This is a genomic window from Streptococcus sp. A69 (genome assembly GCF_058556195.1).
This window is the reverse complement of record NZ_JBZUJU010000002.1, coordinates 609957-636272: the sequence shown is the minus strand read 5'-3', so window position 1 is coordinate 636272 and position 26316 is coordinate 609957. Positions and strand designations below refer to the sequence as shown.

General features: G+C 42.8%; 29 protein-coding genes. 1 reads left to right on the top strand and 28 read right to left on the bottom strand.

Annotated features, from left to right (window positions below):
* Positions 1–64: 64 nt before the first annotated feature.
* From alaS to budA, 9 genes are all read right to left on the bottom strand, one after another.
* On the bottom strand, positions 65–2683 hold the full coding sequence (gene alaS, locus AC4ME5_RS07145) for an alanine--tRNA ligase (protein ID WP_491800410.1): 2619 nt from the start codon (positions 2681–2683) through the stop codon (positions 65–67).
* A gap of 21 nt (positions 2684–2704) precedes the next feature.
* Entirely contained in the window at positions 2705–3190 is a 486-nt protein-coding gene (locus AC4ME5_RS07140; protein WP_491800409.1) for an LURP-one-related/scramblase family protein, read from the bottom strand.
* Between the two features lie 258 nt (positions 3191–3448).
* Positions 3449–4519, bottom strand: coding sequence for an ABC transporter substrate-binding protein (locus tag AC4ME5_RS07135; protein WP_491800408.1), 1071 nt, complete (start codon positions 4517–4519; stop codon positions 3449–3451).
* Complete coding sequence (locus tag AC4ME5_RS07130) at positions 4516–5289, bottom strand: ABC transporter permease (RefSeq protein WP_491800407.1); 774 nt, start codon at positions 5287–5289, stop codon at positions 4516–4518. Before AC4ME5_RS07130 ends, AC4ME5_RS07135 begins: the two co-directional genes overlap by 4 nt.
* Positions 5286–6092, bottom strand: coding sequence for an ABC transporter permease (locus tag AC4ME5_RS07125; RefSeq protein ID WP_000754120.1), 807 nt, complete (start codon positions 6090–6092; stop codon positions 5286–5288). The genes AC4ME5_RS07130 and AC4ME5_RS07125 overlap by 4 nt, the downstream gene beginning before the upstream one ends.
* On the bottom strand, positions 6073–7230 hold the full coding sequence (locus tag AC4ME5_RS07120) for an ABC transporter ATP-binding protein (protein WP_000742901.1): 1158 nt from the start codon (positions 7228–7230) through the stop codon (positions 6073–6075). Before AC4ME5_RS07120 ends, AC4ME5_RS07125 begins: the two co-directional genes overlap by 20 nt.
* Positions 7231–7388: 158 nt before the next feature.
* Positions 7389–8294 (bottom strand): UDP-N-acetylmuramate dehydrogenase, encoded by a 906-nt coding sequence (gene murB / locus AC4ME5_RS07115; protein ID WP_007520288.1) that lies wholly within the window; start codon positions 8292–8294, stop codon positions 7389–7391.
* A 109-nt stretch (positions 8295–8403) separates the two neighbouring features.
* On the bottom strand, positions 8404–9156 hold the full coding sequence (locus AC4ME5_RS07110; RefSeq protein ID WP_007520290.1) for a YhfC family intramembrane metalloprotease: 753 nt from the start codon (positions 9154–9156) through the stop codon (positions 8404–8406).
* A 9-nt stretch (positions 9157–9165) separates the two neighbouring features.
* Positions 9166–9897 carry an acetolactate decarboxylase gene (budA, locus tag AC4ME5_RS07105; RefSeq protein ID WP_000375405.1) on the bottom strand — a complete coding sequence of 244 codons (732 nt, stop codon included), beginning with the start codon at positions 9895–9897 and terminating at the stop codon, positions 9166–9168.
* Between the two features lie 145 nt (positions 9898–10042).
* Between budA and AC4ME5_RS07100 the strand changes: the two genes are divergently transcribed.
* The gene (locus tag AC4ME5_RS07100) at positions 10043–11314 is read left to right on the top strand and encodes an aminotransferase-like domain-containing protein (protein WP_491800406.1); all 1272 of its coding nucleotides are present in this window, start codon (positions 10043–10045) and stop codon (positions 11312–11314) included.
* A 19-nt stretch (positions 11315–11333) separates the two neighbouring features.
* Here AC4ME5_RS07100 and AC4ME5_RS07095 read toward each other — a convergent pair whose 3' ends face one another.
* The 19 genes from AC4ME5_RS07095 to hprK all read right to left on the bottom strand — a co-directional run bounded on the left by AC4ME5_RS07095 (position 11334) and on the right by hprK (position 26254).
* Positions 11334–12149 carry an ABC transporter substrate-binding protein gene (locus AC4ME5_RS07095; RefSeq protein WP_491800405.1) on the bottom strand — a complete coding sequence of 272 codons (816 nt, stop codon included), beginning with the start codon at positions 12147–12149 and terminating at the stop codon, positions 11334–11336.
* Positions 12150–12305: 156 nt separating this feature from the next.
* Positions 12306–12959, bottom strand: a complete 654-nt coding sequence (gene phoU / locus AC4ME5_RS07090; protein WP_491800404.1) for a phosphate signaling complex protein PhoU — start codon at positions 12957–12959, stop codon at positions 12306–12308.
* A gap of 11 nt (positions 12960–12970) precedes the next feature.
* Positions 12971–13729: a phosphate ABC transporter ATP-binding protein PstB gene (pstB, locus tag AC4ME5_RS07085; RefSeq protein ID WP_491800403.1), complete on the bottom strand. Its 759-nt coding sequence runs from the start codon at positions 13727–13729 to the stop codon at positions 12971–12973.
* Between the two features lie 12 nt (positions 13730–13741).
* On the bottom strand, positions 13742–14545 hold the full coding sequence (gene pstB, locus AC4ME5_RS07080; protein WP_000049851.1) for a phosphate ABC transporter ATP-binding protein PstB: 804 nt from the start codon (positions 14543–14545) through the stop codon (positions 13742–13744).
* Between the two features lie 10 nt (positions 14546–14555).
* Complete coding sequence (gene pstA, locus AC4ME5_RS07075; protein WP_000543050.1) at positions 14556–15440, bottom strand: phosphate ABC transporter permease PstA; 885 nt, start codon at positions 15438–15440, stop codon at positions 14556–14558.
* Positions 15430–16347, bottom strand: coding sequence for a phosphate ABC transporter permease subunit PstC (gene pstC, locus AC4ME5_RS07070; protein ID WP_001070951.1), 918 nt, complete (start codon positions 16345–16347; stop codon positions 15430–15432). The genes pstA and pstC overlap by 11 nt, the downstream gene beginning before the upstream one ends.
* Entirely contained in the window at positions 16347–17225 is an 879-nt protein-coding gene (locus AC4ME5_RS07065) for a phosphate ABC transporter substrate-binding protein PstS (RefSeq protein ID WP_491800402.1), read from the bottom strand. Before AC4ME5_RS07065 ends, pstC begins: the two co-directional genes overlap by 1 nt.
* Before the next feature lie 208 nt (positions 17226–17433).
* Positions 17434–18738 (bottom strand): RsmF rRNA methyltransferase first C-terminal domain-containing protein, encoded by a 1305-nt coding sequence (locus AC4ME5_RS07060; protein ID WP_491800401.1) that lies wholly within the window; start codon positions 18736–18738, stop codon positions 17434–17436.
* Positions 18739–19512, bottom strand: coding sequence for an inositol monophosphatase family protein (locus tag AC4ME5_RS07055; RefSeq protein WP_491800400.1), 774 nt, complete (start codon positions 19510–19512; stop codon positions 18739–18741). It abuts the gene before it with no gap.
* A complete protein-coding gene (locus AC4ME5_RS07050; RefSeq protein WP_061588293.1) occupies positions 19502–19780 on the bottom strand; it encodes a UPF0223 family protein in 279 nt (92 codons plus the stop codon). The genes AC4ME5_RS07055 and AC4ME5_RS07050 overlap by 11 nt, the downstream gene beginning before the upstream one ends.
* Positions 19781–20182, bottom strand: coding sequence for a Spx/MgsR family RNA polymerase-binding regulatory protein (locus AC4ME5_RS07045; RefSeq protein WP_000631261.1), 402 nt, complete (start codon positions 20180–20182; stop codon positions 19781–19783).
* Positions 20183–20402: 220 nt separating this feature from the next.
* Positions 20403–21020 (bottom strand): TIGR01906 family membrane protein, encoded by a 618-nt coding sequence (locus AC4ME5_RS07040; protein ID WP_084939143.1) that lies wholly within the window; start codon positions 21018–21020, stop codon positions 20403–20405.
* Complete coding sequence (locus AC4ME5_RS07035; protein ID WP_096421951.1) at positions 21010–21783, bottom strand: TIGR01457 family HAD-type hydrolase; 774 nt, start codon at positions 21781–21783, stop codon at positions 21010–21012. The genes AC4ME5_RS07040 and AC4ME5_RS07035 overlap by 11 nt, the downstream gene beginning before the upstream one ends.
* A 10-nt stretch (positions 21784–21793) precedes the next feature.
* Positions 21794–22531 carry an acyl-[acyl-carrier-protein] thioesterase gene (locus tag AC4ME5_RS07030; RefSeq protein ID WP_096421949.1) on the bottom strand — a complete coding sequence of 246 codons (738 nt, stop codon included), beginning with the start codon at positions 22529–22531 and terminating at the stop codon, positions 21794–21796.
* 4 nt (positions 22532–22535) lie between these two features.
* Positions 22536–23666, bottom strand: a complete 1131-nt coding sequence (gene hemW / locus AC4ME5_RS07025; RefSeq protein ID WP_061588298.1) for a radical SAM family heme chaperone HemW — start codon at positions 23664–23666, stop codon at positions 22536–22538.
* A gap of 73 nt (positions 23667–23739) precedes the next feature.
* Positions 23740–24138, bottom strand: coding sequence for a YtxH domain-containing protein (locus AC4ME5_RS07020; protein WP_061588299.1), 399 nt, complete (start codon positions 24136–24138; stop codon positions 23740–23742).
* A 15-nt stretch (positions 24139–24153) separates the two neighbouring features.
* Entirely contained in the window at positions 24154–24537 is a 384-nt protein-coding gene (locus tag AC4ME5_RS07015) for a DUF948 domain-containing protein (RefSeq protein ID WP_000895025.1), read from the bottom strand.
* Positions 24538–25326: a prolipoprotein diacylglyceryl transferase gene (gene lgt, locus AC4ME5_RS07010; RefSeq protein WP_045617417.1), complete on the bottom strand. Its 789-nt coding sequence runs from the start codon at positions 25324–25326 to the stop codon at positions 24538–24540.
* Positions 25319–26254, bottom strand: coding sequence for an HPr(Ser) kinase/phosphatase (gene hprK / locus AC4ME5_RS07005; protein WP_000115137.1), 936 nt, complete (start codon positions 26252–26254; stop codon positions 25319–25321). The genes lgt and hprK overlap by 8 nt, the downstream gene beginning before the upstream one ends.
* Positions 26255–26316 lie beyond the last annotated feature (62 nt).

Below are 26316 nucleotides of genomic sequence, written 5' to 3'. Positions count from 1 at the left end.
CAGTCGGATTTGGCTTTTTTGTATGCACAAAAAGACCTACCCAAATGGATAGATCTTTATTGTCTTATAATTTACCAGCTACTGCATCCAAGAGTTCTTGGATCTTGGCTTGGTCGCTTCCTCCTGCCATGGCCATGTCTGGTTTACCACCACCACGTCCATCAACGATTGGAGCCAATTCTTTGACAAGGTTTCCTGCATGCACATCTTTTGTCTTGCTAGCTACAAGAACATTGACTTTGTCACCGATAGCGGCAACTAGGACAAGCACATCAGAGTAGTCTTTTTGTTTCCATTTGTCCGCAAAGGTACGAAGGGCACCTGCATCTGATACAGAAACTTGGCTTGCAATGTAACGGTGGCCGTTTGCTTCTTGAACATTCTTGAAGACATCACCTGCAGCCGCAGCTGCTGCTTTTTCTTTCAACTCTGCATTTTCTTTTTGCAATTGACGGAGTTGTTCTTGAAGACCTTCAACCTTGTGAGGAACCTCCTTGAGTTGAGGTGCTTTCAAAGTTGCTGCGACGGCTTTCAGAGCATCTTCTTGTTCGCGGTAGGCTTCAAAGGCTTCCTTACCAGTCACTGCCAAGATACGGCGAGTTCCTGATCCGATACCTTCTTCTTTGACAATCTTGAAGAGGCCAATTTCAGAAGTATTGCCAACGTGGGTACCACCACAAAGCTCAACAGAGTAATCACCGATAGTCACAACACGAACTTCTTTACCGTATTTCTCACCAAAGAGGGCCATAGCACCCATTTCTTTAGCAGTGTCAATATCTGTCTCAACAGTTTCTACTGCAATTGCTTCCCAGATTTTCTCATTGACCTGTTGTTCAATGGCACGCAATTCTTCAGGAGTTACTGCTTGGAAGTGTGTGAAGTCAAAGCGAAGAAATTCGACTTCGTTAAGGGATCCTGCTTGTGTCGCATGGTTTCCAAGGATATTGTGAAGGGCTGCATGGAGCAAGTGAGTTGCTGTATGGTTTTTCATGACACGGTGACGACGATTGGTATCGATGGCCAAGGTGTATTCTTGGTTCAAAGCAAGCGGTGCAAGAACTTCAACCGTGTGAAGAGCTTGTCCGTTTGGCGCTTTTTGAACATCTATCACTGTAGCCACAAGGTTCCCTACAGCATCCAAGATTTGACCGTGGTCAGCTACTTGTCCACCCATTTCAGCGTAGAATGGAGTCTCTGCAAAGATGAGAGAGGCAGTTCCTTCTGAAACAGCTTCAACTTCTGCATTGTACGCTACGATAGCCACCAACTTAGAAGGCAATTGACTAGCATTGTAGTTGAAGACACTTTCCACTGTAATGTTTTGGAGGGTTTCATTTTGCATTCCCATTGAGCCGCCTTTGACAGCTGACGCACGCGCACGTTCTTGCTGCTCTTTCATGGCTGCTTCAAAACCTTCACGGTCTACAGTCATACCAGCTTCTTCAGCGATTTCTTCTGTCAATTCAACTGGGAATCCATATGTGTCGTAGAGTTTGAAGACATCTGAACCAGCGATAACGCTTTGTCCTTTCGCTTTCAAGTCAGCTACAATGGTTTCTGCAAAGTGTTGACCTGAGTGAAGGGTACGAGCAAATGACTCTTCTTCGCTCTTGATGATTTTTTCGATAAAGTCACGTTTTTCAAGCACTTCTGGGTAGTAGCTTTCCATGATTTTTCCAACAGTTGGAACGAGTTTGTATAGGAAAGGCTCGTTGATACCCAATTTTTGACCGTGCATAGAAGCACGACGGAGCAAACGACGAAGAACATAACCACGACCTTCATTTCCTGGAAGGGCACCATCACCAATGGCAAATGAAAGAGAACGAATGTGGTCAGCGATGACCTTGAAGCTCATGTTGTCGCCGTCTTGGTCATAAACCTTACCAGATAATTTCTCAACTTCACGGATAATCGGCATGAAGAGGTCAGTTTCAAAGTTGGTCTTAGCCCCTTGGATAACTGCCACCAAACGCTCCAAACCAGCGCCCGTATCAATATTCTTGTGTGGCAATTCCTTGTACTCACTACGAGGTACAGCTGGATCAGCGTTAAATTGTGACAAAACGATGTTCCAGATTTCGATGTAACGGTCGTTTTCGATATCTTCTGCAAGGAGACGAAGACCGATGTTTTCTGGGTCAAATTCTTCTCCACGGTCAAAGAAGATCTCTGTATCTGGTCCAGAAGGTCCAGCACCAATTTCCCAGAAGTTGTCCTCGATTGGGATCAAGTGACTTGGATCTACACCAACAGCAATCCAACGATTGTATGAATCTTTGTCATCAGGGTAATAGGTCATGTAGAGTTTTTCAGCTGGAAAATCAAACCATTCTGAGCTTGTCAAGAGTTCATAAGCCCAGGTGATAGCTTCATCACGGAAGTAATCCCCAATAGAGAAGTTCCCCAACATTTCAAACATTGTATGGTGGCGAGCCGTTTTTCCGACATTTTCGATGTCGTTGGTACGGATAGCTTTTTGCGCATTGGTGATACGTGGATTTTCAGGTTTGATAGTCCCGTCAAAATATTTCTTAAGGGTTGCTACCCCAGAGTTGATCCACAAAAGAGTTGGGTCGTTTACAGGAACCAAGCTGACTGATGGTTCTACAGAGTGGCCTTTGCTTGCCCAGAAATCTAGCCACATTTGGCGAACTTGAGCACTAGATAGTTGTTTCATAATATCTCCTTATTTACTTGTTTAATTTGATTGGCTTTCCAGCATCTCCACATAGTCAATCGCGACACAGAGGGAAATGACCAGGTCTGCATAAGAGTTTTCATAGACGGTTACGGTGTAAGTCGAGGTTAAATGGAAAATCTCTTTCCGAATCTCGGCAATCACTTGGTCACGATCATCCAGCAATTTGAAATTCAAATCCCAGATATTGCCCTCGATGCGAAGTCCTAGATGATCAAACTCATACTTATCTCGAAAGAAGGTCAACTTCTTACGAATAACGAAATTGGAACCGTTTCGTAACTGGATATTAAAGCGAGGAAGTAAGGTGAAAAATTCTTTACTAATCTCACTGACTTGCTCACCATAGGCGTCATAGATGGTAAAGGTCTTAGGAATTTGGAAGAAAGATCCCTCCACCTGATAGTTCACTACCCCTCTATCATCCTTAATATCAAAGCGTTCGCCTCCAAGACGAAACTTTTGTTTCACGAGAAATGTCTTCATAAACACCTCCAAAAATCAAAAGACAAGCTCACATCACGAAGGGCGAAAAACCGCGGTACCACCTTCATTCAATGAACTTGTCATTCTCTTATTCTTATGCAATTGTCTGATTGAGTAGCATGATTTCCTAGCTTAGATGGCTCGCAGCACCGCCAATTCTCTGGACTAAGATGGAGAGAAAACCAATTCTCAACTTTCTTATTATATCGTTTTTTGGGTTCTGCGTCAACTGGGAAAGCTGACAAGAAAGCATATCTTCTACTTCCGGTACATTTTAAACTGTAGGAAGAGGTCGCTATATTTGCCTGTCCATTTATGGTCAAACTTCTCATAAACTTCTAGGTTTTTCATGGTATCAGCGTCTGGATAGAAGGACTTGTCTTCTTTGGTCTCCTCTGGGAGCAATTCCTTGGCTGTGTTATTTGGTGTTGCATAGCCGACATATTCTGCATTTTTAAGAGCATTTTCGGGTTTTAGCATAAAGTTGATAAAGGCATAGGCGGCATCTTGGTTTTTCACGGTTTTTGGAATGACCATGTTATCAAACCAGAGATTGCTGGCCTCAGTCGGAACGACATACTTAAGGTTAGGATTTTTCTCCAACATCTGGCTAGCTTCCCCAGAGAAGGTCACACCAATGGCCGCATTGTTCTGGATCATATAGCCCTTCATCTCGTCAGCCACGATGGCCTTGATATTTGGAGTCAGTTTGTAGAGTTTATCTACTGTCTCTTCCAACTGCTGAGGATCCTTGGAGTTGAGGCTGTAACCAAGTGAGTTAAGCCCGAGTCCCAGCACCTCACGCGCCCCATCAAAGAGCATGATGGAATCCTTGTATTCTGGTTTCCAGAGGTCATCCCAATGCTCGGGCGCCTCATCTATCATGGTTTCATTGTAAACAATTCCCAAGGTTCCCCAGAAGTACGGGATGGAGAATTTGTTGCCCGGGTCAAAAGACTGGTTGAGGAACTCAGGTCCGATATTTTCGATTCCTTCAATTTTTGAATAATCAAGCGGAACCAAAAGGTCTTCGTCCTTCATCTTGTTGATCATGTACTCACTTGGGATGGCAATGTCGTAGGTCGTTCCACCCTGCTTAATCTTGGTATACATGGCTTCGTTGGAGTCAAAGGTCTCGTACTGGACTTGGATTCCAGTTTCTTCTGTAAATTGCTCCAAGAGTTCGGGATCGATGTAGTCCCCCCAGTTGTAGATAACCAATTTTTGACTATCTCGACTGTTGATTTTACTATCTAGATGCGTCGCAATCCCCCACAAGACAAGGATAATTGCTGCAATTCCTGCTAAAAATGAATAGAGTTTTTTCATGCTTGCTCCTCCTTCTCACGTGAGATAAAGTAATAACCTACAACTAGGATAATACTAAAGAGAAAGACAAGGGCAGACAGGGCATTGATTTCTAGCGAAATTCCCTTACGAGCACGAGAATAAATCTCGACTGAGAGGGTTGAAAAGCCATTCCCTGTCACAAAGAAGGTTACGGCAAAGTCATCTAGCGAATAGGTGAAGGCCATGAAATAACCTGCAATGATAGACGGAGTCAGGTAAGGAAGCATGATTTCCTTAAACATCTGAAACTGACTGGCACCAAGGTCATAAGCCGCATGGATCATGTCATCATTCATCTCCTTGAGACAAGGCAAGACCATCAAGACTACGATAGGGATGGAAAAAGCCACGTGACTAGATAGAACCGTCAAAAAGCCAAGTGAAAACTTAAGCTGGGTAAAGAGAATCAAGAAGCTGGCACCAATCATAACGTCAGGCGCAACCATGAGGATATTATTGAGTGATAAAAAGGCTTCTTGGTATTTCTTTCGTGACTGGTAGATGTAAATAGCACCGAAAGTCCCGATAATGGTCGCAATCAAGGCAGATAGAAAGGCCAAGAAAAAGGTTTGGATGAGGATCAACATGAGACGGCCATCACCAAACATGGTTTTAAAATGGCTCAAGCTAAAACCAGTAAAGCTGTTCATATCATCGCCAGCATTAAAGGCATAGCCAATCAAGTAAAAAATTGGCAAATAAAGGATGATAAAGACAAAGGCTAGGTAGAGATTGGCAAATTTTTTCATCGTTCTCTCCTTTCCTTGGTCACCCACATGGTGATGAACATGGTCAGGATGAGGATCACACCAATGGTAGAACCCATACCGTAGTTGTCATTGGTCAGGAAGTTCTGCTCAATAGCCGTTCCCAGCGTGATAACACGGTTCCCACCAATCAAACGTGTCAGCATGAAGAGACTCAAACTTGGGATAAAGACTGATTGGACCCCACTTCTCACTCCATTCATCGATAGAGGGAAGATGACATGGCGGAAGGTTTCCCACTTGGTCGCACCGAGGTCGTAGCTGGCATTGATGAGATTGTTATCCATATCATCCAAGACATTGAAAATCGGCAAAATCATAAAGGGAAGCTCGATGTAGCTTGCGACAAAGATAAAGGAGAAATCAGTAAAGAGCAATTGCTGCGAACCGATTCCGATAAATTCCAAAAATTGGTTAATAGAGCCATTTTGACCAAAAATCCCGATAAAGGCATAGGCCTTAAGGAGCAGATTGATCCAGGTTGGCAAGATAATCAGCATGAGCCAGAGTTGACGGTGCTTGAGACGGGTCAAAAAGAGGGCTGTTGGATAACTGATGAGTAGCGTTACCATGGTCACAATCCCTGCATAGAGCACTGAGTTGAAGCTCATTTTAAGATAGGTCAAGTTTTGTGACGCAAAGTAGGATTTGTAGTTTTCTAAACTAAACTGCCCTTCAATGTTGAAAAAGGATTGTCCAAAAATCAAGACCAAGGGTGCGAGAACAAAGAGGGCAATCCAAAGCATGTAGGGCACTACAAAGAGTTTAGAGGTTGTTTTCTTCATCTCTTTCCTCCTCGATCGCGTTAATCAGACCTGCTTCTTGCTCTTCGATTTCTACGTACTCCTCGATACGAGCATCGAATTCTTCTTCGGTTTCGTTGAGACGCATGATGTGGATATCTTCTGGTTCAAAGTCCAGACCGATTTCCTCACCCACAATGGCCTTACGAGTCGAGTGGATCATCCATTCATTTCCGAGTTCGTCATAGGCGATGATCTCATAGTGAACCCCACGGAAGAGCTGGGTATCAACCTTGACTTGGAGCTTGCCTTCTTCAGGAAGGGTAATGCGCAAGTCCTCTGGACGAATGACAACCTCAACTGGCTCATTTGGCTTCATCCCCCCATCGACCGCTTCAAAGCGTTTGCCGTTAAACTCAACCAAGTAGTCCTCAATCATAGTACCAGGCAAGATATTTGACTCACCGATAAAGGTGGCAACAAAGTGGTTGATTGGCTCATCGTAGATGTCCACTGGTGTTCCAGACTGAACAATCTCGCCATCGTTCATAACGAAAATCCAGTCACTCATAGCAAGGGCTTCTTCCTGATCGTGAGTGACAAAGACAAAGGTAATTCCCAATCGTTGTTGCAGTTCACGCAGTTCGTACTGCATGTCTGTTCGCAATTTCAAGTCCAGCGCTGACAAGGGCTCATCCAGCAAGACCACACGGGGTTGGTTGATAATGGCACGGGCAATGGCCACACGCTGACGTTGTCCTCCAGAAAGTTTACGGATAGAACGTTTCTCATAACCTTCCAACTGAACCATCTTGAGAACTTCCGCTACGCGTTGTTCGATTTCTTTCTTGTCGATCTTACGCAAGCGGAGGGGAAAGGCAACATTTTCAAACACATTCATATGTGGAAACAAGGCATAGGATTGGAAAACCGTATGGACGTCTCGCTTGTTGGTCGGGATATCATTGATCCGTACCCCATCCAGCAAAATATCTCCTGTCGTCGCATCCAGTAAACCTGCAATGATGTTCAAGATGGTTGATTTTCCTGAACCAGATGCGCCTAGTAGGGTATAGAACTTTCCCTCTTCCAACTCAAAGTTAATGTCTTTGAGAACCTTGGTGTTGCTGTCTTCAAAAACTTTAGAGACGTTTTTGAATTCAATAATTGGTTTTTTCAATTGTCATAAATTCCTTCTTTTTCATAAATTAACAGATCAGGGCTCTGTCAAGCCGATACTACCTCTTGCAGGGAGTAAAACCACCTGCATGCATCTTCGCTAACGATAGGCTTTCACCCCCTTTCCATTGACATAGTAGCAGCTTTTCTGCCTAAATTTTACTCTTTCTCACCCAAGATTCGGACTTCCCTCTCAAGGGTGACACCTGAGTGTTCCTTGACTTTTTCAATAACAGATTGGATCAAGTCCTCGTAGTCTTTAGCTGTACCGTCAGCAACATTGACCATGAAACCAGCGTGCTTTTCAGATACTTCAACACCACCGATACGATAGCCTTTCAAACCAGCCTCTGAAATTAATTGACCTGCAAAATGCCCCACTGGACGCTTAAAGACTGAACCGCAAGATGGGTACTCTAGAGGTTGTTTGAGTTCACGAAGGTGAGTCAAGCGATCCATTTCCTGCTTGATAACCTGGTGATTTCCTGGAGATAGGGCAAATTTAGCTGACAAAACAACAGCTCCAGAATCTTGAACAGCTGAATGGCGGTAACCAAAAGCCAATTCCTTGGCAGATAAGGTCTCGATTTCCCCTTCCTTGGTCAAAATTTGACAAGACTGCAAGATATGGGCAATCTCTCCTCCATAGGCACCCGCATTCATAAAGACCGCACCGCCGACGCTTCCGGGAATGCCACAAGCAAACTCAAAACCAGTCAAACTATGACGGAGAGCAATGCGTGTTGTCTCAATCAAATTAGCACCCGCTTCTGCTTCAATAGTGTAACCATCAACTGAAACGTTATTTAGCTTATCGCATAAGATGACAAAACCACGGATTCCACCTTCACGAACGATGATATTGCTGGCATTCCCTAGCACCATCCAAGGAATATTCTCTTGATTGGCAAATTGAACGACACGCGCCATCTCATAGCGATTCCGTGGCAAAACCAGATAATCCGCTCGTCCCCCTACCTTAGTGTAGGTATAGAGCTTCAATGGTTCCTTAAAACGAATATCAATTCCTTCTAATTGTTCTTGTATTTTAGTTACTAATGTCATATCTCTCATCCTTTTGTAAAGTCATTTCATTATACCATTTTTAAAGATTTTTGACGACTGGAAATTTCTGTATCCAATCTTCACATAAAAAAAGAGGTCATCCCTCTTTTTATGATTTTTTCCAAAATGTAGATTTTGTTAGCCAGACAAGAGCTATAAGTTCTGCGAGAAGAATGAACTCAACTAGAAGTGGATTTGTAATCCATCCCACTTGAGATAGAGCTGGAGCTAAGTCAAACAAAGCATGCAAACCATAGGCAGCAACGAGATAGATCCATTTCTTTTGACGGACACTTTGATAGACCCAGACAGTAAGGCTAATTTGGAGAACCAGAGCAAGGACACGCTCAACTCCTAGTAGATAGACCTGCCATGCTGATAGAGACTGAACTGTTTCTAATGTACTCTTTGTAAGAAGATTCGCCGCATCAGAGTTTGAAGATTGTAGGAGTGAAAAGAGGATCAAAAGGCTAATCAAACTTCCCATTCCGAGGTAGAGCATCTCCAAACCTCCATGTCCTAAACCATAAGCCAAAGCATCTCTATCTTCCAACTTTCTCTTTTTCTCCAACCATTTAAAAAAGATAAAACGGGCCGTCTCTTCAAAGAGGGCTGCCATAGCGATCCCATAAAGGACGTATAAGAAAGGATGCTCCTGCGCGAGTAAAATGGTTCCGTCTTTTTGCGGATGAAGTACCAGAAGGTGAACCATCTTCTCTAACACTTGAGAAGAAACAAAAAATGCGATTGCCCCTAAGCCCATCACTGCAAGAGAGATTTTAAACCGTTTTTTGGCATACCAAGTTCCACTTACTAGAATGAGAACCAAAGCAACCATGGTAAGGATAATATGTACTGTCATCTTTTTCTCCTATTCTGACTTATCAATATCTTTCTTCATCTCGTCAACGTTAAATTTCGCAAATAAATACTGGCGATCTTGGACTGGAAAACGTTGGTCCAACTGGTCGACTGCCCCAACCTCGATCATTCCTTCTTTGATAACAAAGTCCATCACATGCCCACCAAAGGTCAAGTCATCTGAGATAAAATGCAAATGGTAGCCTGCAACACTCACCCCATGGAAAATCTCCGGTGTCCAAAATCCAACAATGGTTCCCGATACATTTTCACGGCTATATTCAGGTTGGTGAGTCGCGACATCAGCAAACTTGGTATCAGGTGTGGATTTGGGAATCATCCGTACGTGCATTTGTGAAAATTCGCCATGAATCTTGATGGAACGAAAAAGATTTTCCCCATCATAGTAGGACTCAATTCGCTTTTCCAATTCCTTATCTGTCATCTCAAAACGCTGACGAAAAATCACTTCTGCCTGATGGGGGACCACTGCTGCATAGGGAATAAGAGCATCTGCTGCAACTTCAACGATTTCAGGCGTTTGACCAGATCCCTTGGCTTGATATGCCTTGCCATCAAGGACAATCAACTCCCCATCAATCGAATCCAAAGTTCCCAAGCCGAGGTCACCATGTTCCAGCAATTCTCCCACTGTCATGGTTCCGCCATAGAGACCTGCCATTAGGGCACCTAGAGTATTGTATTGAAATAATTTTACTGGTTCCTGCACTTTTCTATCCATTCTCTTTCTTATCTTCTTTTCAATGAATCATTATACTTTCTAAGTATACCACATTTGCTCTTAGATGTGAAAGGGAGAAATGCTTTTCCCATTGCAAAGGAGGCAAAAAAAAGGTACAATGTAACAAAATCAAAGGAGGTCTGGAATGAAGAAAGAAAGTAAATACCAAGCAGTTGTTTCCTTTCTAAAAAAAGGAATCGAATCAGGAAAATTCCCAACAGGTAGCCGACTTCCCTCTATCCGTCAACTGAGCCAAGACTTCCACTGTAGCAAGGATACTATCCAACGAGCCCTATTGGAATTACGCCATGAACAATACCTCTATGCCAAACCCCAAAGTGGCTACTATGTTCTGGAACAAGGACAGCACCAAGACTTGGAAATCGAAGTCACTGACGAACACGCCAGTGCCTATGACGACTTCCGACTCTGTGTCAATGAAACCCTGATAGGTCGAGAAAACTACCTCTTCAACTACTATGATAACCAAGAAGGACTTGAGGAACTCAGACAATCTGTCCATCAACTCCTCTTTGACCAGTCTCTCTACTGCAAACCCGACCAACTGGTTCTAACATCTGGTACCCAGCAAGCTCTCTTTATCCTTTCTCAGATTAACTTTCCGAGCGAGGGAGCTGAGATTTTGGTCGAACAGCCGACTTACCACCGAATGAACCGCCTCTTGGTCGCTCAGGGATTAGCCTACCAGACCATTGAACGCCGTATTGATGGCATTGACCTTGAAGAACTGGAAGAACAGTTCAAATCTGGGAAAATCAAGTTTTTCTACACTATTCCTCGCTTCCACTATCCTCTTGGCCATTCCTATTCTGATCAGGAAAAAAGGGCTATTCTAGATCTAGCAAACCAGTATGGTGTTTACATCGTAGAGGATGACTATCTAGGAGATTTAGACCCTAAAAAAGGGCAGACCTTCCACTATCTGGACACTGAGGATCGGGTCATTTATATCAAGTCCTTCTCAACCAGCCTCTTTCCAGCCCTTCGTATCACCGCTCTCATTCTCCCAAATGCCCTAAAAAAGGCCTTTGTTTCCTACAAAAATATCCTAGACTATGACAGCAATCTCATCATGCAAAAGGCTCTCTCTCTTTACATCGATAGCCAGCTATTTGAAAAAAATCGACTGGCCAGACTGACCCTTCAAGAGAACTATCAGACTCAGATAAAGAAAGTGCTTGAAGAAAACACCTGTCCCTTGCCCCACTATCCTCTACATGATGGTCTTTTGCTTGATTTGAGAGACTATCCTAAAATCACCAGTTTAAAACACAGCTCACTCAAACTAGACTTTTTTGAGAAGGCTTATTTGGATGCCTGTCCTTATCAGTTTGCCAAAGTCTCTCTCGAGAATCTAGAAGAGCTGTTAGAATACCTAAAAGCAGAATTGGATTAAAGTCCAACTCTGCTTTTTCTTATTGTTCAACTTCTGTTAGTTTCGCTGCTTTTTCTAGATAGTTTTGATAGGTTCCGTCATCTTTCAGTTTTTGGATAACCTTATCTACTACTGCTTTCAAGTCTGATTGATTCTTCTTGATAGCTACGGCATTGGCTTCGCCATCTTTCATCGTCAAATTAACAGTTGCAACGGCAAGATCTGAGTTTTTACCTGCGTAGCTAAGAGCAACTGGTTCATCCATATGAACAGCATCTACTTTTCCAGCCTGCAATTCATTAACTGCTTCCCCCATATTGGTCAAGGATGTCAACTGGGCATTTGGCAATTGTTCCTTGACCATGGTTTCTGGCACAGTTCCCTTTTGAGCTGCGATATTCGCACTTGCAAGGCTTGAAAGATCCTTGTACTTGTCTAAATCGGCTTTTCTAACCAAGAAACTCATCTTGTTTTCATAGTAAGGGATTGAAAAGTCAAAGACTTCCTTTCTCTCATCTGTGGCACTAATTCCTGCAATGGCTAAGTCAGCCTTTCCAGTTTGAAGGCTGGTCAAAACATTGTCAAAACTCATGCTAGAGATTTCAAGTTTAACCCCAAGCTCATCCGCAATCGCTTGAGCCATATCAATATCTGCCCCAACCACTTGGTTTTTACCATCTACCAAGGATTGGAATTCAAAAGGTGCATAGTCTGGGCTGGTCGCAACGACTAGCTTTCCTTTTTGTTTAATAGCGTCCACAGCTGACTGGGAATTATCCGTTCCTGACTGGCAAGCTACCAAAACCATGCTGGTCAGCATGCTACACACAACTAATATCCATTTCTTAAATTTCATAAATAAACGGCCTTTCTATTATTTCTGAATAATTATAACTCTTTTAAAAATAGTTGTCAACCCTTTTAGAGATTTTGACTGCAAAACAATTCTTTTCATAAAAAGAAGACTGATTTATCACAATCAGCCTTTTATTCTGTATATTTAAACCGTTTCTTATAGTTCGACAATCTTCCCTGTTTCAAAGTAAACAACCCATTCACAGATATTTTTAGCGTAGTCTCCGATACGTTCCAAGAAGGAAATTACCTGGAAGTAATCACGGCCTGTAACGATGGCTTCAGGATGTTTCCTAATCTCCTCTGTAGTAAGATCACGAATACTATCAAAGTAATGGTTGATTTTTTCGTCCAAAGCCGCTACTTCATAGGCTTGATCCACAGAACCATTCAGGTAAAGTTCGAGAGCAGATTCAACGAAGTTTTTCACATCGCGCCCCATTTTTTTGATTTCCTCTTCAACGGCAGGGATGCGTTGTTCCCCCTTCATACGAATAGTTGCTTTTGCGATTGACACCGCATGGTCTCCCATACGTTCCAGGTCCGATACTGCCTTGAGAACGGTCAATACAGTACGGAGGTCTTGAGAAACAGGTTGTTGAAGGGCAATCATTTCAAATGATTTCTTTTCTAGTTTCACTTCATATCCATTTACTTCTGCATCTTCCTCAATAACTTCTTTTGCCAAATCACGGTCATGTGTAACAAAGGCACGCACTGTACGATTGATTTGTGAGAGCACTTCTTGTCCCATAGCATAGAACTGGTTGTGCAATTTCTCCAAATCTTCTTCAAATTGAGATCGTAACATCATTCAACTCCTTATCCAAATTTTCCTGTAATATAATCTTCTGTTTCCTTGTTTTGTGGGTCTAGGAACATCTTCTTCGTATCGTTAAACTCGATCAAATCCCCATCTAGGAAAAATCCTGTTTTATCAGAGATACGTGAGGCTTGTTGCATCGAACGCGTTACCAAGAGCATGGTGTATTTATCTTTCAGACCATACAAGGTTTCCTCAATCTTACCTGCAGAAATAGGATCCAAAGCTGAAGTTGGTTCATCTAAGAGGATGATTTTCGGACTGGTTGCTAAGACACGAGCAACACAAACACGTTGTTGTTGTCCACCTGAGAGACCAATGGCCGAATCATGCAAACGATCCTTTACTTCATCCCAGATAGAAGCACGTTGCAAGGCCTTTTCTAATGCTTCATCCAAAACATGTTTATCCTTAACCCCATTGATACGTAGGCCATAGACAACATTTTCGTAGATAGACATAGGGAAGGGATTGGGCTGTTGAAAGACCATACCGATTTCCTTACGCAATTCAACCGTATCGGTGCGGGGACTGTAGATATTGTGACCATTATAGACTACTGATCCAGTTGTTGTCACCTCAGGATTTAGATCGCCCATGCGGTTGATGGCTTTGAGCAGGGTGGACTTTCCTGATCCAGAAGGACCAATCAAGGCTGTTATTTCCTTAGGTTGGAAAGAAAGGGAAACACTATTCAAGGCCTTCTTTTTATTGTAATAAACGGACAGGTCTGACACCTGTAAAATCGCTTCTGACATACCGTTTCCTTTCTAACCAAAGTGTCCCGTTACATAGTCATTGGTTGACTGTAACTTAGCATTTTGGAAAATATTGGATGTCTTATCATACTCAATCAAATCACCCAAGTAGAAAAATCCAGTGTAGTCACTTGCACGCGCAGCCTGTTGCATACTGTGGGTAACGATGATGATGGTAAAGTCCTTCTTCAATTCCAACATGGTTTCTTCCAGTTGGGCTGTCGCAATCGGATCCAAGGCTGACGCCGGTTCATCCATCAAGAGGATATCTGGCTTGACAGAGATGGCGCGAGCGATACAGAGACGTTGTTGCTGACCACCAGAGAGCATCAAGGCTGATTTGTGGAGGTCGTCTTTGACCTGATCCCATAGGGCAGCCTGTCGTAGAGAAGTTTCTACAATTTCATCAAGGACTTTCTTATCCTTAACTCCTGCACGTTCATGAGCAAAAGTGATGTTGCGGTAAATAGACTTAGCAAATGGATTTGGACGTTGGAAGACCATTCCGATATGCTTGCGCATCTCATAGACATTGATTTCTGGACGGTTGACGTCAATCCCTCGGTAGAGGATTTGACCTGTGACCTTGGCAATATCAATGGTATCATTCATCCGATTGAGACTGCGAAGATAGGTAGATTTTCCTGATCCAGAAGGACCAATCAAGGCCGTGATTTTATTTTTTTCAAATTGCATATCGATGCCCTTGATGGATTCATTTTTACCGTAGTAAACATGTAAATCCTTAGTAGAGAGGGCCACTTTTTCTTCAGGGAAAGTGATGATATGCTTTTCATCCCAGTTATATTTTGACATGGCTTCTCCTTTAGGCAGCGGTTAATTTCTTGTGTAGGTAGCTTCCGAGTTTGCGTGCTCCAAAGTTAAAAATCAAGATAAAGATGAGGAGCACGGCGGCAGAACCAGCAGATACAATGGTAGCATCAGGAATGGTTCCTTCACTGTTGACTTTCCAAATGTGGACCGCCAAGGTTTCTGCTTGTCGGAAGATTGAGATAGGGCTAGTAACACTGAGGATATTCCAGTTAGACCAGTCAAGGGCTGGAGCGGATTGTCCTGCTGTATAGATAAGAGCGGCGGCCTCACCAAAGATACGGCCAGATGCCAAGACAACACCCGTTACGATACCTGGAAGGGCTTCTGGAATGACGACATGGACCACAGTCTCCCAACGAGAAATTCCAAGGGCCAGACCAGCCTCACGTTGTGTATGGTGAACGTGTTTTAAACTGTCCTCAACATTTCGAGTCATCTGAGGAAGGTTAAAGACTGTCAAGGCCAAGGCACCTGAAATGATTGAAAATCCATACTCAAACTGGACTACAAAGATCAAGTAACCAAAGAGACCCACAACGACTGATGGTAGAGAAGACAAAATCTCAATACAGGTACGAATAAAATTAGTCACAGGTCCTTTTTTGGCATACTCAGCGAGGAAAACACCAGCACCCATAGATAGCGGAACAGAAATGATCAAGGTAATGACCAAAAGGAAGAAGGAATTGTAGAGCTGAATCCCGATACCCCCACCTGCTTGATAAGAGGAAGATTTCCCTGTCAAGAAGGACCAAGAGATATGCGGTAACCCTCTCACCAAGATATAGAGAATCAAGGATGCCAAGATGGCCACGATGATACCTGCGATGGTATAGAGGACAGCTGTTGCAAGTTTATCTAATTTCTTAGCGTGCATAGTTTTTCTTTCCTCTTTCTTTCGTAATCAATTTAATCACACTGTTAAAGGCCAAACTCATCAAGAGCAAGACTAAGGCCAGTGACCAGAGAACGTTATTATCAACCGTTCCCATGACGGTATTTCCGATACCCATAGTCAATACAGATGTCAAAGTCGCAGCTGGCGTTGTTAGCGAGGTTGGGATAACTGCTGAGTTTCCGACCACCATCTGAATAGCAAGGGCTTCACCGAAGGCACGCGCCATCCCAAAGACCACTGCAGTAAAAATACCTGAACGTGCTGCTTTCAAGGTCACACGCCAGATGGTTTGCCAACGAGTGGCTCCCATAGCCAAACTGGCTTCACGGTAATGACGAGGAACAGCACGCAAGCTGTCTGTTGTCATAAAGGTTACAGTTGGTAGGATCATGACAAAGAGAACGAAAATCCCTGACAAGATCCCAAAACCAGTTCCACCAAAGACGCTACGAACAAAAGGCACCACAACTTGTAAACCGATAAATCCATAGACGACTGAAGGAATACCAACGAGGAGTTCAATGGCTGGTTGCAAGATTTTTGCACCCTTTGGTGAGACTTCGGTCATAAAGACTGCCGCACCAATAGCAAAGGGTGTTGCGATGAGGGCTGATAAAATCGTCACAATAAAGGAACCCAAAATCATCGGAAGGGCACCAAATTGTTTCCCAGAAGGATTCCAAGTTTGTCCAAAAAGGAAATCAAAGATGTTGACCCCATTGACAAAGAAGGTCGATAAGCCTTTTTGGGCTACAAAAATCAAAATCATTGCCACAATGATAACAATCAAAGAAAGGCAAGTGAAGGTCAATCCTTTACCAAACTTCTCAAGCCGAGAGTTCTTTGAAGGAGAGAGTAATTTTTTAGATAATTCTTCTTGATTCATTATTGACCTCCTTCTACTGCTGTAACGATACCTGAAGCATCCTTTTGGACTTTCATTTCATTGATGGAGATATAGCCCATGCCCTTAACAATCCCATTTTGGGCTTCATCTGAGAGAACGAAATTCAGGAATTCAGCAGCTAACTCATTTGGCTGACCAAGTGTGTACATATGTTCATAAGACCACAAAGGCCAGTTGTTGGTCGTTACATTTTCAGACGTAGGCTCATACCCATTCAGTTTCATGCTTTTCACGGAGTCATCTACATAGGCAAAAGCCAGGTAAGAAATGGCTCCAGGTGTTTGGGATACAATGGACTTGACCATCCCGTTAGAATCCTGCTCTTGGCTCTGCATTGCTGCTTGGCCATTCATAACCACCGTATCAAACGTCGCTCGTGAACCAGAACTTGCTGCTCGGTTGATGATTGAAATGGCCAGGTCTTTGCCCCCAACTTCTTTCCAGTTGGTCACTTCACCTGTAAAGATTTTGCGAAGTTGCTCGGTTGTGAGATTTTCAACATCCACTTCCTTGTTTACAATCACTGCAAGACCAGCCACTGCAACCTTGTGGTCTACTAGTGCTGAAGCATCGATTCCTTCTTTTTCCTCTGCAAAGACGTCAGAGTTCCCGATGTCAACTGCTCCAGACTGGACTTGGGAAAGTCCTGTACCCGATCCTCCACCTTGAACATTAACTGTTTTTCCGATGTTTCTAGAACCGAATTCATCTGCTGCCGCTTCGACAAGAGGCTGAAGAGCAGTTGAACCGACGGCTGTCATGGTTTCTCCACGATCAATCCAGCTTGCACATCCCGCTAGAGAACCTACAAGTAAAAATATCGCGAGAGATAGAACGAGCTTTTTTCTTTTTTTCACTATTTTTCTCCTTGAACATAATGATGAATGCTCTGATTTCTTCCGTTTGTCCTGATCAGCCAATTATCATCAATGATTGTCCCGCTTTATTTTTTAGACATTCTTAGGGGCGGACAATTCCATCGTATAATATAAGTAATAATAAAAGACTATCAGAAAAAACTCATAATTCCACTATAACATAGAGTAGGCTCTTTGACTAGCTTTTTCACCTGAATCTGAGCCCTTTTGGATAATAATTTTTCAAAACATTTCCCGTTACCTTGGCAAAGCCTAGTCCGTTTCCTTGAACCACAACTTGGTACCAGCCATTTGGTCGAGATTCAGACAATTGAACAGTCTCACCAGCCACATATTTTACAAAATCCTCATCATTGATTTCGACCCTTTGTTTTACTTGACTTGGTTTCAAGGCTAATCCCAGAGCAAAGCTTGGTTCGAAGCGTTTCTTCTTAAACGTCCCCAGATGGAGGCCATTTCGGGCAATTTTGAGCTTCCCTAGATCAGGTAGCATCTCTGGCAAGAGATAGAGCTGATCTCCAAAAGTCTGTAAGATACCAGTTAGATTGACCTGCAAGTGTTTTTGGGCAAAATCATGCCACAAATCCAGTTGTTCACGACTGAGATTGCTCTTGCTGGCTTTGAATTTAGGTGCTGGATTTTCTCCCTTAAACTGCAAATTGGCAACAAACTGACCTTCTCCCTTAAAATGGTGAGGGTACATTCGCGCCGTTTCAGGAAGTCCAATTCCTGCTACCATACCGTTCACATGCTCGACTGGAAGCAGTTCAAAATCATAAGTATCTAGTAACCAGTGAACGATCTCTTCATTTTCCTCAGGTGACCAAGTACAGGTCGAATAGATCAAACGACCACCTTCAGCAAGCATGGTGACTGCATCTTCTAAAATCTCTCTTTGGAGATTGGCACATTGGCTCGGATAATCGAGGTTCCAATAGTCCATGGCATCTGGTTGTTTACGGAACATCCCTTCACCCGAGCAAGGGGCATCAAGGACAATCACATCAAAGTAGCCTTTAAAGACCTTGGCTAGGCGGTCCGCAGACTCATTGGTCACGACTACATTTGTAGCTCCAAATCGCTCCATATTTTCCACTAAAATCTTAGCCCGCTTGCTTGAAATTTCATTGGAAACAAGGACACCCTGATTAGCCAGATAAGCTGCCAATTGAGTAGATTTCCCACCTGGCGCTGCCGCCAAGTCCAAGACCTTCATGCCAGGACTTGGTTGAGCTACCTGGGCCACCATTTGGGCTGCAGGTTCTTGCGAATAAACGAAACCGGTCACGTGCTCTGGAGACTTTCCAGAGACCTTACCATAATACCCCCAAGGTGTATGGGGAATGGCATCTGCAAATGATAGCTGACTTTCTTTTAAGGGATTAACCCGAAAAGCCGATACTGCTTCCTGTTTAAAAGAGGCAAGAAAATCTCTTGCCTCATCTTCTAGTATCGCTTCATATTTTTCAACAAATCCTTCTGGAAATTGCATTTAATTTTCTTTCCTTTCATAAATGTAGGACTGAATCTCTTCTTGCATCTCGATTGGCACCATCATGACAGGCTGATACGTTTTAAAATCAGCAGGGTCACCAGAAACTGTAAGAAGACGATAGCCCAGACTTTCCCCTAGGATACTTGCAGCAGCGTAATCCCAAGGTTGCAAGTAGGAGATATAGGTCAGAAGGCGACCTGATAAAACCTTGGCTAAACTAATGGCCGCACTACCATAGACACGGACTCCTAACGCTGCCCGTCCTAAATCAGCTAAGCCCCACTCATTGCTTTCAAACATGCCTGAGTTACCAGCCACTAAAAATTCTTGAAGAGGTTTCTTTTTAAAACTAGTCAAGAGTTCCTTATTCCGATAGACAGGAAAGGCACCACCACCATGGTAACAATCCCCTTTCATGACATCATAAATGATACCGAATTTCCCAACCCCATTCTCAAAGTAGGCCAACATCACGGCAAAATCTTCCTTCTGAGCGACAAAGTTATTGGTACCGTCAATGGGATCAATCACCCAAACGGAACCTTGACCGACTCCAGCACGCAAACAGCCCTCTTCCGCACAAATCAAGTCTTCTGGATAAGATGCTAAAATTCTACCAACCAAAAGATCCTGAACTTCCTTATCCAAACGCGTCACCAAGTCAGTAGGTGAAGACTTTCGCTCGACCTGCAAATCTTCTTTCATGTGAGCCAAAATATAGTTAGCAGCTTCTTGCACAATCTGTTTGGCAAATTCAAATTTAGTTTCCAAGAGAAATCTTCCCTTCTCTTTTTTCTTTTGCTAATTGAACCGCATGATAGAAGGAATAACCGCTAACCGTCTCAAATTCGCGACCTAAGCGCTTTTCTTCGCTTTTGCTAGGAACAACGGTCTTAAATTCCTTGTAGGAATCTAGCAGTTTTTTTGCTTCTACCTTATCTTCATAAGCAGCTTCAACATCATTAAAAAAAGAAAGCACTGAAGCAAGTTCTTCAGTGCTCCACGACAAATCTAGTGGGTAACTATACTGTTTGTTCATCTATCCAATACCAGCTCTCAATGTTGCTTCTTTCAATTCTTGTTTACGATAACTACGAGGGAGAAAAGCACGAATCTCATCTTCATTAAAACCGATCTGCATGCGTTTGGTATCTATAATAATTGGGCGACGCAAAAGACTAGGATATTGCTCAATCAACTGAAGCAACTCCGATACCGAAATACTCTCTACATCAATATCCAATTTTTGAAAAATTTTTGAACGAGTTGAAATGATGTCATCAGTACCATTTTCGGTCAAGGAAAGAATGTGTTGCAATTCTTTTCTTGTTAAAGGACTGGTCATAATATTATGCTCTTGAAAGGGCACCTTATGCGTCTCTAACCAGGCCTTTGCCTTACGACATGATGTACAGCTCGGTGATAAAAATAGTGTAATCATGCTTTTCTCTTCTTTATCTAAACTTTGCTGTTTCTATTATACAAAAAAATAAAGCGATTGGCTAGCTATTTTGGGAAAAAAAGCCTATTTTTTCACAGAAAATAGGCGGCTTTTGATAGAATTTGAAGGCTTTACAAGCTTATCTCTAGGATAACCTATCAATAAATGGGGAGCAAGGCATATTCTCCCATTTTTTATTAAAAATACGAAATGTTCTCTACTATTTCCTTGAAGCTTTGACAAAAAGGAAACCGTATATTCCTTCATACAAAGCAAAAAAAAGCAAAAAGGCATGGAGGAAGAAAATCTCTGGCAAAATCCAAATAACTGGGTCCTTTGCTGGATCAAAAAGCCAAGTATCATCTCCTACAAAGAGAATCTGATGAAAAAGCGTAAAGAATTGCTCAAAGCCAATCAACACTCCTACAAGCCCAATGACCAGAGGCAATAGCACTAGAATCAAGATACTTTTACGATATAGGGGCAAAAAGCCTTTTTTCACAATCTTTTTAACAAAGAAATAGAAACTTGGAAGTGACACTAGGGCAACTAGCTGAACTAAGTGGAAGAGATTCTTCACCACCGCAAAGTGATGTAAACCAGCCGCTGATGAACGAAAATCCGGCATCTCTAAGACCTGACTAAAGGGATTGGTCAGGTAATTCATCAAGATATGAAAATTGTACTGAATGGTTTCGGGCTTTAGATAAACTCGATTCGCTAAGTTCAGCCACTCAATTTCCCAAGGATAGAAAACCCATGCCAGATAAATAGTCAGTAGGATAGAAAGGGAGAGGAGAAAGAGCATACTTCCCCAAAAGGTTAGTTTAGTTTTCATCAAAATCCCACTCCGCTAGGCTAGAAAGCACATGAGTCGGGGCGATTGGCAAGTCCGCCACTTCTTCTGCTTTGGTGAAACCTGTCGTCACCAAGAGCGTTGGAATGCCATTGTCAATCCCTGCTCGAATGTCCGTCAGATAGTTGTCCCCGACCATGAGCAAGTCTTCTCGATTCAAGCCCAAGTGCTGAACTGCCTTGTCCATGATGATAGCATTTGGTTTCCCGATATAAACCGGTTTCACTCGTGTTGCTACTTCAAGAAGGGTAATTAGTGAACCAGCACCAGGCAAAAGACCACGTTCCGTCGGGATATTGAGGTCAGGGTTGGTTCCGATAAAGTGAGCCCCCTTTTGAATGGCTAGAGTCGCCGTCGCAAATTTTTCATAGTCGACTTGCCAGTCCAGTCCAACTACCACATAGGCTGGATTTTCCTTGTCTTCGACATAACCGGCTGCCTTGATGGCATCCTTGAGCCCCGCTTCTCCGATGACATAGACTGTCTTTTCCAGTCCCAAGTCGTTCATATAGTCGATGGTTGCCAGAGTTGCCGTGTAGACAGTTGATAGAGGCGTGTCGATATTAAAATTCTGAGCCAACATCTCTTGAACGCTCTCAGGAGTACGAGTTGTATTATTGGTTACAAAGAGATAGGGAATTTCTCGCTTTTGCAACTCATGCACAAAAGCCTCACCTTCCGGAATCCGGTCTTTCCCCTTGTAGATAGTCCCGTCTAAATCAATTAAATAACCTTTATAAGTCATATCGTCCTTTCTAATTCGCTTCAATTTCTTGCCAAGTAATCATAGCTTGGGCATTAATCTCGCTATCACTGATAATCTCATGCTTGCTTTCTAGTCCCTTGAGTTCATAAGTTGAAGCAATCATGCCACCTGGTCGCACTTCTTTTACATATTTGAGATTGATTTTCTTTGGAATATACTTGGTCAAAAAGTCTGCTCCCATGACCTCAAAAATCCAATCCAGGTATTTGCTATTATTGACATGACCATTCATATCCAAGTCGTAAAAACGAACATGGTAGTCTTTGCTGATCGGATCTTCTAGATTTGCATACTTTGGCCCACGGATGAGTTTTTTATCAAACTCAGACTGATAAGGAGCAACAATCTCCGGTTCAACAGCATGAACTTTACGACTATCTCTGTCCATAAGAACAAAGGTTGCTACCATGCGAATGATTTCTTGACCTGCTTCATCATAGATAGTGAAACGGCGGTAGCAAAAAAGACGATTGTAAGTCAATGCTTCTGTTTCAATCGTAATCTCTTCAGCAAAGCAAGGCAAGCGCACCACGTCAATCGCATAGTCTGTAATAATCCAGACCAGATTGTAACGTTCTAACATATCTCTGTCGCTAACTCCCAGCTCAATTGACTGCATACCTGATACTTGCAAGGACAGCAAAATCACATCTGGAAGTTTGATATGACCGTTCATGTCCGCCATATCAAAAGGAATTTTCATTTTCATTTGATAAGTTAAGCCCATTGTTCTACTCCAAAATAAATCGTTCTGCTACAGTGTCTCCCAAGAAGAGACCCCTCTTTGTCATTCGGACACGATCACCGTCGATCTGCATAAGACCTTGTTGAACCAAGTCTCTGATGATTTCGCCATAAAGTCCATCAAAGGACCGTCCGAATTTTTCCTCAAATCGTGTCATGGAAACCCCGGATTTCTTGCGGAGTCCCAGGAACATTTCTTCTTCCATCTGCTCCCTTTGATTCAGGTGTTCTTCTGTAATGCGAGCATTTCCTGCCTCTACCGCATTGAGATAGTGGCGGATAGGACCGTGGTTTTTATAACGAACTCCATCCACATAACCTGACGCACCCGCACCGATACCATAATATTCAGCATTGTCCCAGTACATGAGATTGTGGCGACTTTCAAAACCAGGCTTTGAGAAATTGGAAATCTCATAATGCTCAAAACCAGCTCGCTCCAGCTCTGCGATGATGTACTCAAACATCTCAGCTTCTAACTCTTCCTTAGGCAGGGGCAATTTCCCACGTCGCATGCGGTTCATAAAGACCGTATGATTCTCCAAAATCAAGCTATAAAGACTCATATGAGGAATATCAAGCGAGATAGCCTTAGCTACATTGTCCTTGACCTGAACCATAGTTTGACCTGGAAGAGCATAGATTAGATCGATGGAGATATTGTCAAAACCAGCCAGTTTCAGGCGGTCGATATTTTCATAAATATCCTTCTCCAAATGACTACGCCCAATCTTTTTCAGCATTTTGTCATCAAAAGTCTGCACACCCAAGGAAACACGATTGACTGGCGACTGTTTCAAAACCGCAATCTTATCCGCGTCCAAGTCGCCTGGATTGGCTTCAATGGTCAACTCTTCCAAGACAGACAAGTCTAGATTTTTAGTCAAACCATCCAGAAGCACCTCTAATTGCGAAGCGGACAAAGCCGTTGGCGTCCCACCTCCAATGTAGAGAGTTCGTAACTTTTGGATATCATAAAAACGAAACTCCTCTAGCAAATGCTCCAGGTAACTATCTACTGGTTGATTCTTGATAAAGACCTTTGAAAAGTCACAATAATAACAAATCTGTGTGCAAAAGGGAATATGCACATAGGCGGACGTTGGTTTTTTCTGCATAGTACTTATTATACCACAAAGACAGGCTTGCAGATAAAAATCACCATCTCCAAAAACCAGAGATGGTGATGCATTATATTTCAGTAATATCAATGATAATTTCTTCTTGGCTTTCAGCGACGTCTGGAGTTGCTGACTGTTCTTGCCATTGCTCCTTGAGATTGTTAAAGGTTTCCTTTGACGCTTCTGTCGCTTGTCGAGCACAGTTTTTAGCTTGGTCAAGGACACTATCAAAAGTAATTTCACCAAATTCTACTTGTTCCTTTGTTTTCAGCACAAAGTCAGTTGCCTGTTCCTTCACTTCTGTTAGTTTTTCACAAACCTGCTCTCTAGCATATTCTGGATCTTCTCTCAAATCATCTAGAAAATCCTGAGCTTGACTACAAACTTGCTTACCCTTGTCACTTGTCAAAAACAAAGCAAGAGCCGCGCCTGAAACCGTACCTAAAAGGATAGAGGATAGTTTTCCCATAAGATTTCTCCTTTTTTATTTTTTGAAAAATTTACTTGCGACACGAAGAGCGGACAAGCCTGCACCTGTTTTAATGGTCTTTGAACCAGCAGATGAAGCTTTTTTGCCTAAGACACGTGCATGTTGGTTGAGGTCAGATACTGACTCAGACAAGTCCGCCACCGCCGTAAAGAGTGGATCAATAGTCGCAACTTTGTCGTTAATATCGTCTGCTAACACATTAACCTTAGCCAACAATTCATTAGTCTGATGCAAGGTAACGTCCACATCTGAGCTCAATGTTTTGATGGTCTTCTCTGTCTCATCAATCATACGACCTGCTTTTTGAATCGTGATTGTCAAATAGACTAAACAGACAATCAAAGCAATCGCAACAAGTATATATGCAACTTCTAACATTTATTTTTCCTCCTCAGTATGATAGAAAGGGGCTTTCTTTCGATTTTGATAAAGTATGATAAAAATACCGAGTCCGATAAGAACAACTGATAACCACTGGGAAACTCGCAGACCAAAGAACATGAGACTATCCGTCCGCATGCCTTCGATAATCATACGACCAAAGCCATACCAAATCAAGTAGAATGCCGTAATATGACCACGTCTGATTCCCTTTAATTTTCGTCTAAAAATCAGAATCAAAGCAAATCCGATCAGATTCCAAACCGACTCATATAAGAAGGTCGGCTGACGGTAGCTGCCATCAATGTACATCTGGTCACGGATAAAGCCTGGCAAATAATCCAGACTATCTACTGCTGCACCGTAGGCTTCTTGGTTAAAGAAGTTCCCCCAGCGTCCTAAACTCTGGGCAACCATGACGCTCGGTGCTGCAATATCTAAGAAATCCCAAGTATTAATCAGCTTTCTATCTGCAAAGATATAAAGGACAATAGCGCCCGCTATCAAACCTCCATAAATGGCCAAACCACCATTCCAGATGGCAATGATTTCACCTGGATTTTGCAGGTAATAATCTAAGCGAAAGAGTACGTAGTATAGTCTAGCACCTAAAATCGCAACTGGAAAAGCAATCAGAATGAAATCCAAAATATCATCTGACAGGATTTTCTTTTTAGGAGCTTCCTTCATGGCAAGGTAGACTGCCAAAACCAAACCAGCCACAATACACAAAGCATACCAACGAATAGAAAAAGGACCGATTTCAAATGCGACTGGATTAATCATTTTTCACCTCATTTTGAGCGATCAGACTTGTCAAGCGTTCTTCAAATAAACGTGTCGCATCAAAGCCCATTTCCTTAGCACGGTAGTTCATGGCAGCCGCCTCAATGACAACAGAAATATTGCGTCCTGTTTTTACTGGGATGCGGATACGTGGAATGGCTACACCAGAAATCTCGATTTCTTCAGCATTATTTCCTAAGCGATCGAAGGTCTTATGCGTATCATAATTTTCCAAATAAACTGCTAGTTGAACTTGTGAAGAATCCTTAACTGCACTTGCTCCGTAGAGACTCATCACATCAATAATCCCCACTCCACGAATCTCAAGTAAATGCCTCAAAATTTCAGCTGGCTCTCCCCAAAGGGTCATTTCGTCTTTTGCAAAAATATCTACACGATCATCTGCCACCAAACGGTGTCCACGTTTCACAAGTTCCAGACCAGTTTCACTCTTACCGATACCGCTATCCCCTTGGATCAAGACACCCATGCCATAAATATCCATCAAGACACCATGAACACTGGTCCGTTCTGCCAAACGAGAATCCAAATAGCTAGATAATTCTCCTGACAGGCGACTAGTAGCTGTTCGACTGGTTAAAATCGCAATCTTACATTCCCTGGCAGCTTTCAACATTTCTTCTGGAACTACTAAACCACGCGCAACAATAACCACTGGTGTTTCTGGTTGAAACATCTTGGTCAACACCTTATAACGGTTGTGAGAAGACATGGAGACTAAATAAGACCATTCCTTCATTCCCAACAGCTGAAGTCGCTCCGGAGTATAGTAATCAAAATAGCCTGTCATTTCAAGACCTGGTCGAGAAATGTCCGCAGTATTGATTTCTTTTTCAAGTAAATCGCCTTCACCATAAACAATGTCTAATCTGAGCTTTTCAATGACTTCTTTTACTAAAACCGACATAATTTCCTCCTTCAATCGAGTTCTCCCTACTATTATATCAAATTGTGGTAGGAAGTTTCCTT

What these genes read in the sequence shown, in the direction of transcription:
- alaS (WP_491800410.1), bottom strand. Translation starts at nt 2,683, where the DNA reads ATGAAACAACTATCTAGTGCTCAAGTTCGCCAAATGTGGCTAGATTTC.
- AC4ME5_RS07140 (WP_491800409.1), bottom strand. Translation starts at nt 3,190, where the DNA reads ATGAAGACATTTCTCGTGAAACAAAAGTTTCGTCTTGGAGGCGAACGC.
- AC4ME5_RS07135 (WP_491800408.1), bottom strand. Translation starts at nt 4,519, where the DNA reads ATGAAAAAACTCTATTCATTTTTAGCAGGAATTGCAGCAATTATCCTT.
- AC4ME5_RS07130 (WP_491800407.1), bottom strand. Translation starts at nt 5,289, where the DNA reads ATGAAAAAATTTGCCAATCTCTACCTAGCCTTTGTCTTTATCATCCTT.
- AC4ME5_RS07125 (WP_000754120.1), bottom strand. Translation starts at nt 6,092, where the DNA reads ATGAAGAAAACAACCTCTAAACTCTTTGTAGTGCCCTACATGCTTTGG.
- murB (WP_007520288.1), bottom strand. Translation starts at nt 8,294, where the DNA reads ATGACATTAGTAACTAAAATACAAGAACAATTAGAAGGAATTGATATT.
- AC4ME5_RS07110 (WP_007520290.1), bottom strand. Translation starts at nt 9,156, where the DNA reads ATGACAGTACATATTATCCTTACCATGGTTGCTTTGGTTCTCATTCTA.
- budA (WP_000375405.1), bottom strand. Translation starts at nt 9,897, where the DNA reads ATGGATAGAAAAGTGCAGGAACCAGTAAAATTATTTCAATACAATACT.
- AC4ME5_RS07100 (WP_491800406.1), top strand. Translation starts at nt 10,043, where the DNA reads ATGAAGAAAGAAAGTAAATACCAAGCAGTTGTTTCCTTTCTAAAAAAA.
- AC4ME5_RS07095 (WP_491800405.1), bottom strand. Translation starts at nt 12,149, where the DNA reads ATGAAATTTAAGAAATGGATATTAGTTGTGTGTAGCATGCTGACCAGC.
- phoU (WP_491800404.1), bottom strand. Translation starts at nt 12,959, where the DNA reads ATGTTACGATCTCAATTTGAAGAAGATTTGGAGAAATTGCACAACCAG.
- pstB (WP_491800403.1), bottom strand. Translation starts at nt 13,729, where the DNA reads ATGTCAGAAGCGATTTTACAGGTGTCAGACCTGTCCGTTTATTACAAT.
- pstB (WP_000049851.1), bottom strand. Translation starts at nt 14,545, where the DNA reads ATGTCAAAATATAACTGGGATGAAAAGCATATCATCACTTTCCCTGAA.
- pstA (WP_000543050.1), bottom strand. Translation starts at nt 15,440, where the DNA reads ATGCACGCTAAGAAATTAGATAAACTTGCAACAGCTGTCCTCTATACC.
- pstC (WP_001070951.1), bottom strand. Translation starts at nt 16,347, where the DNA reads ATGAATCAAGAAGAATTATCTAAAAAATTACTCTCTCCTTCAAAGAAC.
- AC4ME5_RS07060 (WP_491800401.1), bottom strand. Translation starts at nt 18,738, where the DNA reads ATGCAATTTCCAGAAGGATTTGTTGAAAAATATGAAGCGATACTAGAA.
- AC4ME5_RS07050 (WP_061588293.1), bottom strand. Translation starts at nt 19,780, where the DNA reads ATGAACAAACAGTATAGTTACCCACTAGATTTGTCGTGGAGCACTGAA.
- AC4ME5_RS07045 (WP_000631261.1), bottom strand. Translation starts at nt 20,182, where the DNA reads ATGATTACACTATTTTTATCACCGAGCTGTACATCATGTCGTAAGGCA.
- AC4ME5_RS07040 (WP_084939143.1), bottom strand. Translation starts at nt 21,020, where the DNA reads ATGAAAACTAAACTAACCTTTTGGGGAAGTATGCTCTTTCTCCTCTCC.
- AC4ME5_RS07035 (WP_096421951.1), bottom strand. Translation starts at nt 21,783, where the DNA reads ATGACTTATAAAGGTTATTTAATTGATTTAGACGGGACTATCTACAAG.
- AC4ME5_RS07030 (WP_096421949.1), bottom strand. Translation starts at nt 22,531, where the DNA reads ATGGGCTTAACTTATCAAATGAAAATGAAAATTCCTTTTGATATGGCG.
- hemW (WP_061588298.1), bottom strand. Translation starts at nt 23,666, where the DNA reads ATGCAGAAAAAACCAACGTCCGCCTATGTGCATATTCCCTTTTGCACA.
- AC4ME5_RS07020 (WP_061588299.1), bottom strand. Translation starts at nt 24,138, where the DNA reads ATGGGAAAACTATCCTCTATCCTTTTAGGTACGGTTTCAGGCGCGGCT.
- AC4ME5_RS07015 (WP_000895025.1), bottom strand. Translation starts at nt 24,537, where the DNA reads ATGTTAGAAGTTGCATATATACTTGTTGCGATTGCTTTGATTGTCTGT.
- lgt (WP_045617417.1), bottom strand. Translation starts at nt 25,326, where the DNA reads ATGATTAATCCAGTCGCATTTGAAATCGGTCCTTTTTCTATTCGTTGG.
- hprK (WP_000115137.1), bottom strand. Translation starts at nt 26,254, where the DNA reads ATGTCGGTTTTAGTAAAAGAAGTCATTGAAAAGCTCAGATTAGACATT.